The organism is Nocardioides xinjiangensis (assembly GCF_017916385.1).
In the GTDB taxonomy this organism is placed as follows: Bacteria; Actinomycetota; Actinomycetes; order Propionibacteriales; family Nocardioidaceae; genus Nocardioides; species Nocardioides xinjiangensis.
In genome coordinates this window covers 2631693-2648018 of record NZ_JAFMSW010000001.1, presented here as the reverse complement: position 1 = coordinate 2648018, position 16326 = coordinate 2631693, and the positions used below count along the sequence as shown (strand labels likewise).

Annotated in this window: 14 protein-coding genes; 4 read left to right on the top strand and 10 right to left on the bottom strand. The window is 72.1% G+C overall.

Going from position 1 to position 16326, the window contains the following annotated elements; all coding sequences use genetic code 11:
• Positions 1-66 precede the first annotated feature (66 nt).
• Together sucD and sucC are read right to left on the bottom strand one after the other, a co-directional pair.
• Positions 67-948 (bottom strand): succinate--CoA ligase subunit alpha, encoded by an 882-nt coding sequence (gene sucD, locus J3P32_RS12495; protein WP_210440084.1) that lies wholly within the window; start codon positions 946-948, stop codon positions 67-69.
• A 17-nt stretch (positions 949-965) separates the two neighbouring features.
• Positions 966-2135 carry an ADP-forming succinate--CoA ligase subunit beta gene (gene sucC / locus J3P32_RS12490; protein WP_210440083.1) on the bottom strand — a complete coding sequence of 390 codons (1170 nt, stop codon included), beginning with the start codon at positions 2133-2135 and terminating at the stop codon, positions 966-968.
• Between the two features lie 130 nt (positions 2136-2265).
• Between sucC and J3P32_RS12485 the strand changes: the two genes are divergently transcribed.
• Positions 2266-3600, top strand: coding sequence for a cryptochrome/photolyase family protein (locus J3P32_RS12485; RefSeq protein ID WP_210440082.1), 1335 nt, complete (start codon positions 2266-2268; stop codon positions 3598-3600).
• Between the two features lie 145 nt (positions 3601-3745).
• Positions 3746-4570: a M23 family metallopeptidase gene (locus J3P32_RS12480; RefSeq protein ID WP_210440080.1), complete on the top strand. Its 825-nt coding sequence runs from the start codon at positions 3746-3748 to the stop codon at positions 4568-4570.
• A 465-nt stretch (positions 4571-5035) separates the two neighbouring features.
• Here J3P32_RS12480 and pcrA read toward each other — a convergent pair whose 3' ends face one another.
• From pcrA to J3P32_RS12450, 6 genes are all read right to left on the bottom strand, one after another.
• Positions 5036-7444 carry a DNA helicase PcrA gene (gene pcrA / locus J3P32_RS12475; protein ID WP_210440078.1) on the bottom strand — a complete coding sequence of 803 codons (2409 nt, stop codon included), beginning with the start codon at positions 7442-7444 and terminating at the stop codon, positions 5036-5038.
• A 37-nt stretch (positions 7445-7481) separates the two neighbouring features.
• A complete protein-coding gene (locus tag J3P32_RS12470) occupies positions 7482-7835 on the bottom strand; it encodes a hypothetical protein (protein ID WP_210440076.1) in 354 nt (117 codons plus the stop codon).
• A gap of 20 nt (positions 7836-7855) precedes the next feature.
• Positions 7856-8305, bottom strand: coding sequence for a universal stress protein (locus J3P32_RS12465; RefSeq protein ID WP_210440074.1), 450 nt, complete (start codon positions 8303-8305; stop codon positions 7856-7858).
• On the bottom strand, positions 8305-9735 hold the full coding sequence (locus tag J3P32_RS12460) for an APC family permease (RefSeq protein ID WP_210440072.1): 1431 nt from the start codon (positions 9733-9735) through the stop codon (positions 8305-8307). The genes J3P32_RS12465 and J3P32_RS12460 overlap by 1 nt, the downstream gene beginning before the upstream one ends.
• A 68-nt stretch (positions 9736-9803) precedes the next feature.
• On the bottom strand, positions 9804-10469 hold the full coding sequence (locus J3P32_RS12455; protein WP_210440070.1) for a LuxR C-terminal-related transcriptional regulator: 666 nt from the start codon (positions 10467-10469) through the stop codon (positions 9804-9806).
• Positions 10466-11857: an ATP-binding protein gene (locus J3P32_RS12450; protein ID WP_210440068.1), complete on the bottom strand. Its 1392-nt coding sequence runs from the start codon at positions 11855-11857 to the stop codon at positions 10466-10468. The genes J3P32_RS12455 and J3P32_RS12450 overlap by 4 nt, the downstream gene beginning before the upstream one ends.
• Before the next feature lie 143 nt (positions 11858-12000).
• Between J3P32_RS12450 and J3P32_RS12445 the strand changes: the two genes are divergently transcribed.
• Together J3P32_RS12445 and J3P32_RS12440 are read left to right on the top strand one after the other, a co-directional pair.
• Positions 12001-13260 carry a PspC domain-containing protein gene (locus J3P32_RS12445; protein ID WP_210440066.1) on the top strand — a complete coding sequence of 420 codons (1260 nt, stop codon included), beginning with the start codon at positions 12001-12003 and terminating at the stop codon, positions 13258-13260.
• Positions 13261-13271: 11 nt separating this feature from the next.
• A complete protein-coding gene (locus J3P32_RS12440) occupies positions 13272-13538 on the top strand; it encodes a hypothetical protein (protein WP_210440064.1) in 267 nt (88 codons plus the stop codon).
• Here the strand turns inward: J3P32_RS12440 and J3P32_RS12435 are convergent.
• Entirely contained in the window at positions 13535-15223 is a 1689-nt protein-coding gene (locus tag J3P32_RS12435; protein WP_307861679.1) for an aminotransferase class V-fold PLP-dependent enzyme, read from the bottom strand. The genes J3P32_RS12440 and J3P32_RS12435 overlap by 4 nt on opposite strands.
• Positions 15220-16311, bottom strand: coding sequence for a glycerophosphodiester phosphodiesterase family protein (locus J3P32_RS12430; protein WP_210440062.1), 1092 nt, complete (start codon positions 16309-16311; stop codon positions 15220-15222). The genes J3P32_RS12435 and J3P32_RS12430 overlap by 4 nt, the downstream gene beginning before the upstream one ends.
• Positions 16312-16326: the final 15 nt, after the last annotated feature.

The following is a 16326-nucleotide window of genomic DNA, read 5'->3' as shown; positions in this document are numbered from 1 at the left end:
CGCACGGACGGCCCCGCAGGATGACCTACGGAGCCGTCTCGAGCGTCGCCTCGAAGGCGCGGTGGATCAGAGGGCCTGAAGGATCTCCCGCATCAGCGCGGCGGTCTCCGACGGCGTCTTGCCGACCTTGACGCCGGCGGCCTCGAGGGCCTCCTTCTTCGCCTGCGCGGTGCCCGACGAGCCCGACACGATGGCGCCGGCGTGGCCCATCGTCTTTCCCTCGGGGGCGGTGAAGCCGGCGACGTAGCCGACGACCGGCTTGGTCACGTGCTCCTTGATGTACGCCGCAGCACGCTCCTCGGCGTCGCCGCCGATCTCGCCGATCATCACGATCGCCCTGGTCTCCGGGTCGTTCTCGAAGGCCTCCAGCGCGTCGATGTGCGTGGTGCCGATGATCGGGTCGCCGCCGATGCCGATGGCGGTCGTGAACCCGAAGTCCTTCAGCTCGTACATCATCTGGTAGGTCAGCGTGCCCGACTTCGAGACCAGGCCGACGGGGCCCTTGCCCGCGATGGTGTGCGGCGTGATCCCGGCCAGCGACTCCTCGGGGGTGATGATGCCGGGGCAGTTGGGGCCGATCATCCGGGTGGACTTGCCCTCGAGGTAGGCGACGACCTCGGCGGTGTCGAGCACCGGGACGCCCTCGGTGATGACCACGAGCAGCGGGATCTCGGCGTCGATGGCCTCGATGCAGGCGTCCTTGGTGAACGCCGGCGGCACGAAGGCGACCGAGACGTTCGCTCCGGTCTCCTTCATGGCCTCCTCGACGGTGCCGAAGACCGGCAGCTCCTTGCCGCCCAGCTCGACGGTCGTGCCGGCCTTGCGGGCGTTGACGCCGCCCACGATGTTCGCGCCCGACTCGACCATGAGGGTGGTGTGCTTGGCACCCATCCCGCCCGTCATGCCCTGGACGATGATCTTGCTGTCCTTGTTGAGGTAGATGCTCATCTGTTCAGTTCTCTCTCTCAGGCCTGGTGGGCGAGCTCGGCGGCCTTGTCGGCCGCGCCGTCCATCGTGTCGACCTGGGTGACCAGCGGGTGGTTGAGCTCGTCGAGGATCGCGCGACCCTTGTCGACGTTGTTGCCGTCGAGGCGGACGACGAGGGGCTTGGTGGCGGCGTCGCCGAGGATCTCCAGCGCACCCTTGATGCCGTTGGCGACCTCGTCGCACGCGGTGATGCCACCGAAGACGTTGACGAAGACGCTCTTGACCTGCTCGTCGTTGAGGATCACGTCGAGGCCGTCGGCCATGACCTGCGCGTTGGCGCCGCCGCCGATGTCCAGGAAGTTGGCGGGCTTCACCCCGCCGTGCGCCTCACCGGCGTACGCGACGACGTCGAGGGTGCTCATCACGAGGCCGGCGCCGTTGCCGATGATGCCGACCTGGCCGTCGAGCTTGACGTAGTTGAGGCCCTTGTCCTTGGCCTTCGCCTCCAGCGGGTCGGCCTCCTCGCGGATCTCGAACTGCTCGTGCTCGGGGTGGCGGACCTCGGAGGCGTTGTCGTCGAGGGAGACCTTGCCGTCGAGCGCCTCGAGCTTGTCGCCCTCGAGGCGGGCCAGCGGGTTCACCTCGACGAGGGTCGCGTCCTCCTCGACGTAGACCTGCCACAGCTTCTGGACCATCTCGATGGCCTGGTCGCGCAGCTCGGCGGGGAACTTCGCCTCGTCGACGATGGCGGCGGCCTTCTCCGGGGTGACCCCCTCGAGCGCGTCGATGCGGATCTGCTTCACGGCCTCGGGGTTGGTCTTGGCGACCTCCTCGATCTCCACGCCGCCCTCGACCGAGGCGATGCACAGGTGCGAGCGGTTGGAGCGGTCGAGCAGGAAGGAGAAGTAGTACTCCTCGACCGGCGGCGTGGCCGGCGTGACGAGCACGCGGTTCACGCGCAGGCCCTTGATCTCCATCCCGATGATGTCGCGGGCGTAGGACTCGGCCTCGTCGGCGGTCTTCGCGATCTTCACGCCGCCGGCCTTGCCGCGACCGCCGGCCTTGACCTGCGCCTTGATGACGGTGACGCCGCCCATCTCCTCGGCTGCCGCGCGGGCCGCCTCCGGGGTCTCCGCGACGACACCGAGGGTGGTCGCTACTCCATGCTTGGCGAACAGCTCTTTCGCCTGAAACTCCATCAGGTCCACGAGGTGACCGGTCCTTTTCGTCTGCGAACAGTGGCGGGGGATTCCCTCTCGGCACCCTAGACCTCCCGGAGCGGGTCGCACGAGATCGGGTGCGCGTGGTGGTGCTCACGCCCGGGCTAGGTTGAGGGACATGTCCTCGACCGGCTCGGGCACGACGTCCTCGGTGATGTGGTTCCGGCGCGACCTGCGCCTGCGCGACAACCCGGCGCTCCTGGCGGCGCTCGAGGACGGGACGACCACGGCGCTGTTCGTCCTCGACCCCGCGATCTGGTCCTCCGCCGGCCCCGCCCGGCGGGCGTGGCTGGCGGCCAACGTGCTGTCGCTCGCCGAGCGCATCCCGCTCACCGTCCGGCTCGGGGACCCGCGCGACGTCGTGCCCGACGTCGCGGACGGCCGGTGGGTCCACGTCTCCGCGGAGACCACGCCCTACGGACGGCGCCGCGACGAGGCGGTCGGCGAGCGGGTCGAGCTGGTCGCCACCGGGTCGCCGTACGCCGTCGGGCCGGGCCTGGTGCGCACCGGGGGTGGCGACCCCTTCCAGGTCTTCTCGGCCTTCGCCCGCGCCTGGCGCGAGCACGGCTGGTCGGAGCCGGCGCCCGCGCCGGCGTCGCCCGACGTCCGCGAGGGCGAGTCGGACCGCGAGGCGCTCGACCTGCTGAGGAGGGCGGTGGACGACGCGCCCGTCGAGCTGCCCGACGCCGGCGAGGACGCGGCCCGGCGGCGCTGGCGGGACTTCCGCGACCGCGCGCTCGGCGCGTACGAGACCGAGCGCAACCGTCCCGACCACGACGGCACCTCGCGCCTGTCCCCCTACCTCCACCTCGGGGTGCTCCACCCCCGCTCCCTGCTGGCGGAGGTCGACGCCGGCTCGACGTACGCCAAGGAGCTGGCGTGGCGCGAGTTCTACGCCGACGTGCTGTGGCACGCGCCCGCCTCGGCGTGGAGCGACCTGAAGCCGGCGCTCGCCCGGATGACGTACGACGAGCCCGGCGCGGCGAGCGACGCGTGGCGCGAGGGCCGCACCGGCTACCCCATCGTGGACGCCGGGATGCGGCAGATGGCGAGCATCGGGTGGATGCACAACCGCGTGCGGATGATCACCGCCTCGTTCCTCACCAAGGACCTGCACGTGTACTGGACCCTCGGCGCCCGGCACTTCCTCGACCTGCTCATCGACGGCGACGTCGCCTCCAACAGCCACGGCTGGCAGTGGGTCGCGGGCACGGGGACCGACCCCTCGCCCTACTTCCGCGTCTTCAACCCGGTCACCCAGGGCCTCAAGTTCGACCCCGACGGCGACTACGTCCGCCGCTGGGTGCCCGAGCTGCGGCACCTGCCGGGCAGCGCTGCGCACGAGCCGTGGCGATCCCAGGTGGGCTACGAGCACGGCTACCCGCAGCGCGTCGTCGACCACGCCGCGGAGCGGCGGGAGGCCCTGGCGCGCTACGAGGCGGCCCGTCGCTGAAATGCTTCGCCCCGTTTATCGGACGCCGAGCGGGGTACTTGCACAAATTTGGTCGAGGGTTGCACGTTGTCGTGATCTTTCCGTTACAGTCGTGCGCGGTCTCGCCGACCCCCACCCCCCTGACCCGGCAGATTGGTGTTCCTTCATGGGCAACCACCGAGCGGAGCGCGCTCCCAAGCGACGCACCTCGGCATCGGCTGCACCCACGACCGGCAAGCGACGCGCCACGCCGTCCCGCCGTCCCGTGCTCGCGCTGCCCTCCCTCCCCCTCGTGGCCGGCGTCGCCGTCCTCGCCGTCTCCGCCGGTGGCGCGGTGACCGCGTCGGGCGCCGGCGTCACCGCCCTCACCTCCACCGGCTCCGCCGTCGAGGCGAGCGGCTCCATCGGCTCGGTCACCGGCCAGGCGCTCGCGCGCCGCGGCGCGGTCGTCAGCCGCAGCGACACCCGCGACTCCGGTGCCGAGGAGACCGATCCCGAGCTCATCGCCCTGGCCGAGAAGCAGATGGCCGAGCGCGCGGCGAAGCTGGCGGAGATCCGCAAGGCCGCCGAGGAGCAGGCGGCGAAGATCAAGGAGAACAAGTGGGTTCTCCCCCTCGCCAGCTACGGCATCACCGCGACGTTCGGCCAGTACGGCCTATGGGCGAGCTACCACACCGGCCTGGACTTCAACGCCAACAGCGGCGACTTGATCATGTCGGTCGCCAACGGCACCGTGACCGAGACCGGCTACGACGGCGCCTACGGCAACAAGACGGTGGTGACGCTCGATGACGGCACGGAGATCTGGTACTGCCACCAGACCTCGATCCACGTCTCGGTCGGCGACCGCGTCAACGGCGGCGAGACCATCGGCACCGTCGGAGCCACCGGCAACGTGACGGGCTCGCACCTCCACCTCGAGGTGCGACCCGGCGGAGGCGGCCCGGTCGACCCGTTCCAGGCGTTCGTCGAGCACGGCATCGTTCCCTGACCGAGGCCCCCCGGCCGTCAGGACCTGCCTCACGCACCGCTCGCCGCGGCTGGCGGTGCGTAGCGCAGGTTTTCCGGCCGTCAGGACCTGCCTCACCCACCGCTCGCCGCGGCTGGCGGTGCGCAGCGCAGGTTTCCGACCTGCAGAACCTGCCTCACGCACCGCTCCGCGCGGCCGGCGGTGCGCAGCGCAGGTTTTCCGCCCTGCAGAACCTGCCTCACGCACCGCTCGCCGCGGGTGGCGGTGAGCAGCGCAGGTTTCCGACCGTCAGAACCTGCCTCACCCACCGCTCGGCGACCGCGGTGCGCAGCGCAGGTTCCCGGCCTGCGGAACCTGCCCCACGCACCGCTCGCCTGGCTGGCGGTGCGTAGCGCAGGTTTCCGACCGTCAGAACCTGCCTCACGCACCGATCGGCGGGGCGCGGGGGCCGTACGCCGTACGCCGTACGCCGGCACGCCCCGGCGGCTACAGCTTCTCGACCGGCGCGTAGCGCAGCAGCAGGCGCTTGACGCCCTCGGAGCCGAAGTCGATGGAGGCGACGGACTTCTCGGCGACCCCGTCCACCGCCACAACCGTGCCCATGCCGAAGGAGTCGTGCACGACCCGGTCCCCCGGCTCGAGGCTCGGGATCGCCCGCGCGGGCTTGGCCTTCGCCGCGGCGTCCGCGCGCAGCGCGGCCGAGCTGAAGTTGCGCCGGCCGGCCTCGGTCGGCGTGCCCAGCCGGGACGGTCCGCCGGTGAGGTCGGGCCGGCCCCAGCGGGTCTGCTCGGCCGCCGTGCGCCGCCAGTCGACGAGGTCGACCGGGAGCTCGTCGAGGAACCGGCTGGCGGGGTTGTGGCTGGGCGCGCCCCAGGCGGAGCGGACGAGCGCACGGGAGACGTAGAGGCGCTTCTGGGCCCGGGTGAGCCCGACGTAGGCCAGCCGACGCTCCTCCTCCAGCTCGGGCTGGTCGCCCAAGGAGCGCTGGTGCGGGAACACGCCGTCCTCCAGCCCCGTGAGGAACACGACCGGGAACTCCAGGCCCTTGGCGGTGTGCAGCGTCATCAGCGTGACCACGCCGGAGTCGTCGCCGCCCGGGGCGTCGGGGATCTGGTCGGCGTCGGCGACCAGGGCGACCCGCTCGAGGAAGTCACCCAGCCCCACGGCGACCGTGCCGGCCTCGACCTCCGCCGGGTCGGCGCTCGGCCCCGGCTGCGGGTCCTCCGCGAACTCGCGCGCGACCGCGACGAGCTCCGCGAGGTTCTCCACGCGGGTGCCGTCCTGCGGGTCGTCGCTGGCCTCGAGCTCGGCGAGGTAGCCGGAGCGCTCGAGGACCGACTCGAGGATGACGTCGGGCCGCTCGTCGGCCTCGACCATCGACTGGAGCTCCTGGACCATCGCCACGAAGGCCTCGATGTTCTTCAGGCTGCGGGTGGCCAGCCCCGGCGCCTCCGCGGCGCGGGTCAGCGCCTCCCAGAAGGTGGTGCGGTCGCGCTCGGCCAGCGCCGCGATGCAGGCCTCGGCGCGCTCGCCGATGCCGCGCTTGGGGGTGTTGAGCACCCGCCGCAGCGAGATCTCGTCGGCGGTGTTGACCAGCATGCGGAGGTAGGCCAGCGCGTCGCGCACCTCACGCCGCTCGTAGAAGCGGACGCCGCCGACGACCTTGTAGGGCTGGCCGGTGCGGATGAACACCTCCTCGAACACGCGCGACTGGGCGTTGGTGCGGTAGAAGACGGCCACGTCGGCCGGGCGCACGCCGGCGTCGTCGGTGAGCTTGTCGATCTCCTCGCTGACGAACCGCGCCTCGTCGTGCTCGTCGTCGGCGACGTAGCCGACGATGCGCTCCCCCTCGCCCGCGTCGGTCCACAGCCGCTTGGGCTTGCGGCCGCGGTTGTTGCCGATGACGGAGTTCGCGGCGCTCAGGATCGTCTGGGTGGAGCGGTAGTTCTGCTCGAGCAGGATGGTGGTCGCGTCGGGGAAGTCCTGCTCGAAGTCGAGGATGTTGCGGATGTCGGCGCCGCGGAAGGCGTAGATGGACTGGTCGGCGTCGCCCACCACCATCAGCTCGCTCGGCTCGACGCGCTCGGCCGGCTCGGCCCCCTCGCCCTCCGGCCCGGCGTCGATCTCGAACGACGCGCCGCACAGCTGCTGGATGAGGCTGTACTGGGCGTGGTTGGTGTCCTGGTACTCGTCGACGAGCACGTGGCGGAACCGCCGGCGGTAGTTCTCCCGCACGTCGGGGAACGCCTGCAGCAGGTGCACGGTCGTCATGATGAGGTCGTCGAAGTCGAGGGCGTTGGCCTCGCGCAGCCGCCGCTGGTAGTGAGCGAACGCCTTCGCGTAGGCCTCCTCGAAGGAGTTGCGCGCCTCCTTGGCGGCGTCCTCGGCGTCACGCAGCTCGTTCTTCTGGTCCGAGACCCAGTGGAGCACCGCGTTGGGCTGGTAGCGCTTGGGGTCGAGCTCGAGGTCGCGCAGCACCAGGGTCATCAGCCGCTTGGAGTCGGCGGCGTCGTAGATCGAGAAGTTGGACTTGAAGCCGACCCGGTCGATCTCCTTGCGGAGGATGCGCACGCAGGCGGAGTGGAACGTCGAGACCCACATGATCCGGGCGCGCTTGCCGACGAGCTCCTCGACGCGGTCCTTCATCTCGGCCGCCGCCTTGTTGGTGAAGGTGATGGCGAGGATCGACCCCGGGTGCGCCCGGCGCTCGTTGATCAGCCAGGCGATGCGGCGGGTGAGCACCCGCGTCTTGCCGGAGCCGGCGCCGGCCACGACGAGCAGCGGCGCACCGGCGTGGGTGACGGCCGCCCGCTGGGGCTCGTTGAGCCCCTCGAGGAGGGGGTGGTCGATCAGGGCGGGCGAGGCAGCTCGACCGGGTGCTTCTGCAGGACTCATGACCTGCCCAGCCTATGCGGCAGGTGGGACAACCCGGTCAGGCGTGCACGGGCGACCAGAAGACCGCCACGGCGATGTTGGCCACCGTCAGCGCCAGCAGCCCGAGGTAGAGGCCCTTCGGGATGCTCGGCTTGCGCACGTTGGCCATCACCAGCACCAGGATGACCAGGCCGATCGCGAACTTCACGCCGATCTTGGCGTGGTCGGGCGAGCCGAGGCTCTCGAGCACGCCGACGAGGAACAGGCCGGCCAGGAACGCCGTGCCGGACCCGTCGCGCATCAGCGCGTTGACCGACTTCGTCGTCCCGCGCAGCTGCACGAGGAGGCCGCCGAGCAGCGCGGCGAAGCCGAGGATGTGGACGAAGAGCAGCACCAGCCGCAGGGTCTCCATGCGGACACCCTAGGACCGGCTCAGCGCTTCCTCGGCTTCCGGGGGGCGGGGCGTACGACGAGCACCGGGCAGGGCGCGTAGTGCTGCACGCGCTGGGCGGTGCTGCCCACGAGCACGGCGTCGCTCAGTCCGCGCCCGCCGGAGGCGACCACCACGAGCCCGGCCTCGTACTGCCGGGCCGCCTTGATGATCTCGTTGGCCGCCGACCCGCTGCGGATGCGCTTGTTGACCTTGGGTCCCCACCCGTCGAAGACGGCGGCGATCCGGTCGACCGCGCTCTGCGCCGCGTCGCGGAAGGACCCCTCGAACCCGTCCTCCGACAGGTCGTCGGCGAAGGCGACCGAGGCCAGCGGCCGGATCACCGCGACGATGGAGACCTCGGTGATCTTGGCCGGGTCCGCGAAGGACTTCAGGTGCTTGGCCGCCGCGAGCGACTGCCTGGATCCGTCGGTGGCGACGATGACATGCATCAGAGGTCTCCCTTGGGCGTCCGTGAGACGGTGCCGGGCCGAGGCTTCGACCCTCCGCCGAAGAGCTGCTCGACCAGGTAGAGCACGACACCCACGGCGACGAGGCCGGCGCACCAGATCAGCGAGGACGGGTCGTCGTAGACGGCGTAGTAGAGGATCGCGAGGTTGCCGACCAGGCCGAGCAGGAGGAGCGGCGTGTTGGCCCGGAAGGCGCGCTCGTCCTCGTCGTGCCCGCGCAGCTTGAGGCAGGTGACGATCACGAGGGCGTAGATGGCGAGCAGGAACACCACGGTCACGGTCGCCAGCCTGTTGACCAGGTCGAGGCCGCCTCCGGCGGCCGACACGGCGTAGCCCGTGACGAGCAGTCCACCCACGACCAGGCCGCTGAACAGCAGTCCCACCCACGGGCTGCGACGGGTGGTGTGCACCCTGGCGAAGACGCCGGGCACGACGTCCTCGCGGGCCATGCCGTAGAGGATCCGCGGCTGGGTGACCAGGGTGACCAGCGTGGTGTTGGTGATCGCGATCAGGGCGATGATGGTGAACAGCTTCGTCATGAAGTCGGTCGAGATCGGCAGGATGCCCGACTCGACGACCTGCAGCAGCGCCGGTCCGTTGCCCTCGTCGGCCAGCTGGTCGGTGGGCACCGACAGCGCCGCGGCCATCGAGACCAGGACGTAGACCAGGCCGGCCACCACCATGCCGCCGACCAGCGAGCGCGGGAACGCCTTGTGCGGGTCGATGGTCTCCTCCGCGACGTTGGCGGTGTTCTCGAAGCCCGTCATCGCGAAGAAGGACAGCGCCACACCGGCGAGGACCGCCAGCGCGGGGTTGCCCGAGACGCTGATGTCGGTGAGCGTCCCGAAGTCGGCACCGCCCTCGGCGACGTGCCAGATGCCGATGAGCATGATGATCAGCAGGCCGCTGACCTCGACGAAGGTCATCACCATGTTCATCACGACCGACTCGGTGATGCCGATGTAGTTGACGACGACGAGCAGGGCCACGAAGACGAGGGAGACCAGCAGCGCCGGCGGCGCGGACCAGAGCTCGGTGAAGTACGACGCGAAACCGGTGGCCAGCGAGCCCGTGGCCGCGAAGCTCGCGGACAGGAAGGACACGGTGACCAGGAAGGTCAGGGCCTTGTTGCCGAACGCCTTCTGGACGTAGAGCGAGGAGCCGGCCGCGCGGGGGTACTTCGTCACGAGCTCGGCGTACGCCGCGCCGGTGATCGCCGCGACGGTGACGCCGGCGGCGAAGGCGATCCAGAAGGCACCGCCGACCGCGGCGGCCACGAGTCCGATCAGGACGTAGATACCGGAGCCGAGCACGTCACCGAGGGTGTAGAAGAACAGCTGCGCCCCGGTGATGGACCGCTTGAGCTCGCTGTCGTCCTCGTCCGGACGCGGGATGGTGGCGGAGTCGGCCATCCCCTGACCGAACCGCCTCGGCCCGGGGTTGTCAATCGTCGCCCCACCCCATCGGGCACGTGCCTGCGTCAGAGGAGCCGGCGGTCGGACGCCCACTTCGTCAGCTCGTGCCGGCTCGAGAGCTGTAGCTTGCGCAGCACCGAGGACATGTGGGTCTCCACCGTCTTCACCGAGATGAAGAGCTCCTTGGCGACCTCCTTGTAGGCGTAGCCGCGGGCGATGAGCCGCATGACCTCGCGCTCGCGCTCGGTGAGGCGGTCGAGGTCCTCGTCGACCGCGGCCACGTCGATGGAGCCGGCGAAGGCGTCGAGCACGAAACCGGCCAGCCGCGGCGAGAACACCGCGTCGCCGCCGGCCACCCGGGTGATCGCGTCGACGAGCTCGGGGCCGGTGATCGTCTTGGTGACGTAGCCGCGTGCGCCGCCGCGGATGGTGCCGATGACGTCCTCGGCGGCGTCCGAGACCGACAGCGCGAGGTAGAGCGTCTCGGGCGAGGGCTGGCGCCGCATGACCTCCACGCCGCCCCCGCCGGGGAGGTGCACGTCGAGGAGCACGACCTGCGGGCGGAGCTCGTGCACGACGGCCACCGCGGCGTCGGCGTCGGCCGCCTCGCCGACGACCTCGACGACCCCGGCGCCGCTCGCGGCCAGCTCGGCGCGCACTCCGGCACGGAACATCGCGTGGTCGTCCACCAGGACGACGCTCACGGGTCCGGCGGCGGTGGTCTGGGTCATCGGCTCTCCTGCTGCTCGCGGTCGTCCTGGTGGTGGTCCTGGTGGTGGTCCGGGCGCTCCGGGTGGTGGTCCTGGTGCCGGTCCTGCGACCGGCCGGCGCGCGGCATGTGCAGCCGGACCTCCGTGCCGTCGCCGGGCGCCGAGCGTACGTCCGCGCTGCCGCCGTGACGCGCCATCCGGTCCACGATGCTGCTGCGCACGCCCTGGCGGTCGGCGGCCACCCCGTCGACGTCGAAGCCGGTCCCGCGGTCGCGGACGAACACGTCGACGGCGGCGGGGGTGGTCTCGGCGTAGACGTCGGCGCGCTGGGTGCCGGCGTGCTTTGCGACGTTCACGACGGCCTCACGGGCGGCGAGCACGACCGGTCGCAGCGCCTCGTCGAGGTCGCAGTCGCCGACGGTCACCACGTCGACCACCACGGGGTGCTGCGACTCCACCTCGGCGGCCATCTCCTTGAGGGCACCGGCGAGCGTCGTGGCGTCGGCGGACTCGCCCTCGAAGAGCCACTGCCGCAGGTCGCGCTCCTGCGAGCGGGCCAGGCGGGCGACGGTCGTGGAGTCGTGGGAGTTCTTCTGGATGAGGGCGAGGGTCTGCAGCACCGAGTCGTGCAGGTGCGCGGCCATGTCGGCCCGCTCCTGCGTGCGCACCCGCTCGGCGCGCTCCGCCGACAGGTCGTCGACCAGGCGCAGCGCCCACGGCCCGACCACGATCGCGAGTCCGACCAGGCCGAGCAGCCCGGAGACCAGGACCGGCACGGCGAAGCTGGCCTGCCCGGCGGCGACGGCGAAGACGATCAGGGCGGTGAGGACGAGGCCGAGGCCGGCGGCGATACGCACGTACGCCGCCCAGCCGCCGTTGCCGAAGATCGCGCGGAACGGGTCGATGCGGCCCGTCGAGTCCATCCAGCGCTCGCGCTGCGCCTCGTCGGCCTGGCGCCAGAGCAGGGCGACGCCGGCGATGCCGAGGACGACCGGCCAGAAGAAGGCGCCCCGCCCGACGATGCCCTCCACGCCGAGGACGACGCCGAAGAACAGGGCGCCGAGCGCGATCGCCGGGCCCGCGTCGCGCAGCCGCGACCGACGACCGGGCCGCTTGCCGGTGCGGGTGGCGCTCTCCAGGCCGGGGGCGCCGACGTCGAAGCGCTGGCCGGCGGGGAGGAACGCCCACAGCCCGGCGTACAGCATCAGCCCGAAGCCGCCGAGGAAGGCGGTGGCGACGAAGAACCCGCGCACCCACAGCACCGGCAGCGCGAGGTGCTCGGCCAGCCCGGCGGCCACGCCGCCGACGATGGCGGTGTTGGTGTCGCGGTACGCACGACGCGACCCGTCGGCGCGCCGCGTGGCGGACGGGGCAGGGGTCGAGGGGTGGGCGGAGCCGGGATGCGTCATCGTGGCTCCATCGTCGCAGGCACGCACGTGCCGGACCATGAGGACTGACCCCGAGCCGACCCTGAGCCGGGACCCCGCCCGGCGCCCGCGGATCAGGGCTGTCCCCGATGGTGCGACCGAGCGGGGCGGCGCAGAGTTGAGCCATGGACAACGCAAGCCCCACCACCGGCACCGGAGCCGAGCAGCCCCCGACCGGTGACCGCCCACCGACCGGCCCGCCGTCGGGACCACGGGTCACCCGTGAGGAGATGAAGGACCTCGGCCGGCTGCGCCGCAGCGTCACCGACCGGCACGTCGCCGGTGTCGCCGCCGGCATCGCCCGCCACCTCGACATCGACGCCATCATCGTCCGCGTCGCGCTCGTCGTGGCGGTGTTCTTCGGCGGTGCCGGCCTGCTGCTCTACATCGGCGCGTGGATCCTCGTGCCCGAGGAGGGCACGCAGGACGAGCCGCTCGGCCTGGACGAGCGCAGCCGCACGCTGGCGCTGGCCGGCGTCGGCGTGCTCGCGGTGGTCTGCGCGCTCGGCGACTGGGCGGGGGCGTTCTGGTTCCCGTGGCCGCTGGCGATCATCGCGGCGCTGGTCGTGTGGTTCCTGCACAACAAGCAGAAGGGCGCCCCCGCCCGGGGTGCGGCGCGGGAGGGCTACGGCACCGGCTACGGCACGGGCCACGGCTACGGCTGGGGCGACGAGCGCGACGACGGCTGGGACGACGCGGCGCCCGCCCACCACGGCGTGACGACGGCCTACGGTCCCGTCGGCGAGCCCGGGCAGTGGTCGTCCTACGCACCGGCACCGCGGCCCCGCAAGCGCGGACCCAGGCTGTTCCTCTTCACCCTCGCGCTCGTCGCGCTCGCGGAGGGCGTGCTCGGAGTGATCGACCTCGCCGGGATCGCCGTGGCCGACAGCGCGTACCCCGCCCTCGCCCTCGGCATCGTCGCCGCGATGCTGCTGGTGGGCTCGTTCTGGGGCCGCGCGGGTGGGCTGATCGCGCTCGGCCTCGTCGCGGCGGCGGCGACCGCCGTCGCCACGGTCGGCTCCCAGGTCGACGACGAGGACCGCTCCTACGCACCGACCAGCGCCGCCGAGGTCCAGGAGGCCTACGAGTTCGGCGGCGGCCGCTTCACCCTCGACCTCAGCGACGTCGAGGACCTCGACGCCCTCGACGGTCGTGACCTCACCATCGACGGCTTCGGCGGCGAGGTCGAGGTCGTCGTGCCCGACGGCGTCGACGTCGACGTCCGGGCGCAGGTCGCGGCCGGCGACGTCCGCGTCCTCGACCGGAATCAGGACGGCTTCGACATCACCGTGGAGTCCTTCCGGGACGGCGGCGACGACGTCCCCGACCTGTCCGTCACCATCGACCTGTTCGCCGGCGAGGTCCTCGTCCGCGAAGCCGCCTGAGGAGCACCGCGATGTCCGAGCACGACATGTACGACGAGCCCATGACCGGTCCGCTCGACGCCCCGTCCCGGCCGTCCGGCTGGCACCCCGTCAACGTGGGCCAGCTCGTGATGGGCGTCGCCTTCGCCGGCCTGGTGCTGGTGTGGGCGCTGGTCCAGGGCGACGTGGTGGAGACCTCCCAGCTGCGCTGGCTGCTGCCGGTCCCCTGGCTCGCCGCCGGTGCTGCCGGCCTCGCCGCGTCGGTGTGGCCGTCGCGCCGGGGGTCCGACCGGCCCTAGGCCAGCGAGCAGGCCGGCAGGGCGAACCACCGGAGGTCGTCGAGCTCGGCGCCGAGGTGGGCGGTGTCCGACCAGTCCGGAGGGGATGCGGCGGCCATGATCGCGCGGCCCTCGTCGAGGTGCTCCCGGAGCACCGAGACGGGGGCCGTCTGCGTGTGCGCGGGCCAGGTCATGGTGCCGTCCTCGGCGTACGTCACGTCGGCCAGTCTCATCGGCGGCTCGACCGGGCCGGTGCGGTGGCGCCACAGACCGGTGAGCGGGTCGAACCGGTAGTCGCCGAGCAGCCGCCAGCCCTCGCGGGCCACGAGGCGGACGGCCTCCACGACGTAGGCGAAGACCTCCTCGTCGACGAAGTAGTTGAAGTTCACCCGCACCCAGCCGGGCTTGATGCCCTCGCACCCCGTGGCGATCTGCGCCTCGAAGGCGTGGCTGCGGTCGAGGTCGATGTCGAGCAGGCGGTGGCCGTAGGGACCCGCGCACGAGCACCCGCCGCGGGTCTGGATGCCGAACAGGTCGTTGAGGAGGGCCACGACGAAGTTGTGGTGGAGGTAGGTCCCGTCGGGCGCCCTGACGACGAAGGACACGATCGAGAGCCGCTGCGCGGCGAGGTTGCCGAGGATCTGGATCGACGGCTCGGCCTGCCAGGCCCCGACCGCGCGCCGCAGCATCTCCTCCTCGTGGGCCTGGATGGTCTCGACCCCGACGGCCTGCTTGAGCTGGAAGACGAGGCCGGCGCGGATGGACTCCACGATCGCGGGGGTGCCGCCCTCCTCGCGGTGGGCCTTGTCGTCGAGGTAGCGGTGCTCGGTCGGGTTGACGTACATGACCGTGCCGCCGCCGGGCACGACCGGAACCCGGTTGGTCATCAGCTCGCGGCGCACCACGAGCACGCCGGGGGTCCCCGGGCCGCCGATGAACTTGTGCGGCGAGATGAAGATCGCGTCCTTGTACGAGCGGCCGGGGCCCGACATCTCGATGTCGACGTAGGGCGCGCAGGCAGCGAAGTCCCAGAAGCTGAGGGCGCCGTGCTCGTGCAGCAGGTCGGCGACGCCCTCGGTGTCGGTGACGATGCCGGTGACGTTGGAGGCGGCGGAGAAGGAGCCGATCTTCAGCGGCCGGTCGGCGTGGCGCTCGAGCTCCTCGCGCAGGTGGTCGAGGGAGACCCGGCCGTCGGCGTCCTCGTGGATCGTCACGACGTCGGCGATCGTCTCGCGCCAGCTGACCTCGTTGGAGTGGTGCTCGAAGGGTCCGATGAACACCACCGGCCGCTCGTCGGCCGGGATCGCGGCGCTCAGGTCGTACCGGTCGTCGAGCCCAGCGGGGATCCGCAGACCGAGGATGCCGATGAGCTTGTCGATCGCGGCGGTGCTGCCGGAGCCGCAGAACACCACGACCGTCTCGTCGTCGCCGCCGACCGCGTCGCGGATGATGCGCCGCGCGTCCTCGCGCAGCCGGGTGGTCTGGAGGCCGGTGCCGCTGGCCTCGGTGTGGGTGTTGGCGTAGGCCGGCAGCACCTCGTGGCGGATGAAGTCCTCGATGAAGGTCAGGCTGCGGCCCGATGCGGTGTAGTCGGCGTAGGTCACCCGGCGCGGGCCGTAGGGGCCCTGCATGACCTGGTCGTCGCCGATGACGGACGCGCGGATGCGCTCGAGGAGGGCGGTCGAGGCGGCACCGGCTGTCGTCACGAGGTGAGCGTACGCCGGTGCAAGGCTGTGCCTGTCACCGTGCGCAGCGCCGCCAGCGCCGCTTCCGGGTGGTCGGTGATCACCCCGTCGACGCCGGCCGCGAGGAGGGCCCCGACCTCGGCGAGCATGTCGCCGAGCGCGTCGGGCGCGTCGCCCCGGCGCAGGTTGGTGGGCAGGAAGCGGTTCTCCCCGCGGACGGTCCACACGTGCACGGTCAGGCCCCGCCGGTGCGCGTCGCCGACCAGGGCCGAGGGGGCGCCGATCGCCCCCGCGCCGTCGCGCGGCAGCACGAGCGACTTGTGCGGGCCGATGCCGTCGGCGTACTCGTCGACCCACGCCAGGCCGTCGGGCGTCAGCAGGTCGCCGTAGGTGCGCGTGTCCCCCGCGGCGAGCAGGTCGGCCGGGTGCCGGTGCGCGGACTCGAGCAGCTGCACGACCGGCAGCCGGGTGCGTGCGGCCAGCCGCCGCAGGATCGTGGTCTCGAACGACATCAGGGTCACCCGCGCCCACGGGTGGTCGAGGCCGTGACGGGCCAGGTCGCGCATGAGGGGGACGTCGAGCGGCAGGCCGATCCGGTCGTGGTGCAGGGCGTGCTTGAGCTCGAGCAGCACGCCCACCGCACGTCCGCGCCGCGCGGACTCGGCGCCGACCATCGCCAGCACCTCGGTGAGCGTCGGCACCCCCTCCGCGCCGTCGTACAGCGTGTTGCCGGGCCGGGTGCCCGGCATCCGCTCGCGGGTGGCGAGGGTCTTCAGCTCGGCGAGGGTGAGGTCCTGGACGAACCAGCCGCGCTGGGCGACGCCGTCGACGGTGAGGGTCCGCCGCAGGTGGGCGAGGTCGGGGCGGTCGGCGACGTCGGTCGTCGTGCTGAGCTCGAGGTCGTGCCGGGCGACCAGCACCCCGTCCCGGGTGGAGACCAGGTCGAGCTCGATGTCGTCGACGCCCATCCGGATGGCCGTGCGGTAGGCCTCGAGCGTGTGCTCGGGACGGTGGCCGCTGGCGCCGCGGTGCGCGACCACGGCGGGGGTGAGGACCAACGACGAGGTCCTGGCCGTCCGGCCCGTGGGCGCCTCGCGGGTCACCGTCATGCAGCCACCGTGACC